Source organism: Kitasatospora indigofera (genome assembly GCF_014655955.1).
Lineage (GTDB): Bacteria > Actinomycetota > Actinomycetes > Streptomycetales > Streptomycetaceae > Kitasatospora > Kitasatospora indigofera.
Window position 1 is genome coordinate 1 of record NZ_BNBO01000150.1, and the last position, 1,235, is coordinate 1,235.

1 protein-coding gene is annotated in these 1,235 nt (G+C 66.0%); it reads right to left on the bottom strand.

Annotated elements, in window-relative coordinates; translation table 11 throughout:
* A partial coding sequence (locus tag IE329_RS39885) for an extracellular solute-binding protein (protein WP_190215968.1) occupies window positions 1-1,226 on the bottom strand: 1,226 nt, incomplete at its 3' end.
* Window positions 1,227-1,235 lie beyond the last annotated feature (9 nt).

Consider the following 1,235-nt stretch of genomic DNA (forward strand, 5'->3'; position numbering starts at 1 on the left):
TACTTGTCGGCGGCCGCGGCTTCGGCCTTCTTCTGCAGGTCGCCGAGGACGGCGGCGGGGTCGCCGGCGACGGCGGTGCCACCGCTCTTCTTGATCTCCGCGGAGACCGCGTCCCAGCTGGTGTCACCCAGCGGGTAGAACGCCGCCGACGGCAGCAGCGCGAAGAACGGCTCCAGGTCCGTGTGCTTGCCGCTCGCCGTCATCTCCTTCAGCGTGTCCTGGGTGACCGGCATCAGGTTGTACAGCTCGTCGAACTTGAGGGTGTTCTCCTTGTTGTACGCGAAGTCCAGGAACGCCTTCACCTGCGCCTGGTGACCGTTCTTCTTGAACGCCATCACCCAGTCCGCCACACCCAGCGTCGACTTCAGCGGACCGGCCTTGCCCGGGATCGGCGCCACCGCGTAGTCCACCTTCCCGTCCTTCGACTTCTGGATCAGCGACGGGTGCCCGTTCAGCATCGCCGCCTTGCCCGCACCGAAGTCCGCGAACGCCGTCTTACGGTCCGTCGTCGCCGGGTTCGGGTACGTCAGACCCGTGTCCACCAGGTTCGCCTTCAGCCACGAGAACGTCTCCACGTTCGCCGCCGAGTTCAACGCGTACTTCCCCGACGCGTCCGTCACCCCGCCGCCGTTGCCCAGCTCCCACATCATGCTCTCGCCCTGCGCCTCCTCCGGGCCCAGCGGCAGCGCGTACGGGGTCACACCCGGCACCTTCGCCTTGATCAGCTCCGCGTCCTTCTTCACCTCGTCCCACGTCTTCGGCGCCTCGGTGATCCCCGCCTGCGCGAAGATCGCCTTGTTGTAGAAGAACGCCCGCGCCGAGGACACGAACGGGATGCCGTACTGCGTCCCCTTCACCTGCCCCGCCTTGGAGAACGTCTCGATGAAGTTCGCCTGCGTCGCCGGCGACAGCACGTCCGTCGCCTTGTACAGCAGGTCGTCCGCGACCTTGTCCGCGTACCCACCGGTCTGCAGCACGTCCGGGTAGTTCCCCGACTGGATCATCGTCTTGACCTGCTTGTCGATGTCGTTCCAGTTGACCACCTGGACATCGACCTTGATCTTCGGGTTCGCCGCCTCGAAGCCCTTCACCACGCCGTCCCAGTACGCCTTCGAACCGTTCGCGGCCGAGTCGCCGTAGTCCGCCGCCACCAGCTTGATCGTCGTCGTACCACCCGACGAAGCATCCGAACCACCACCACTGCTGCCACAACCCGTCAGCACCAGCGCACCGGT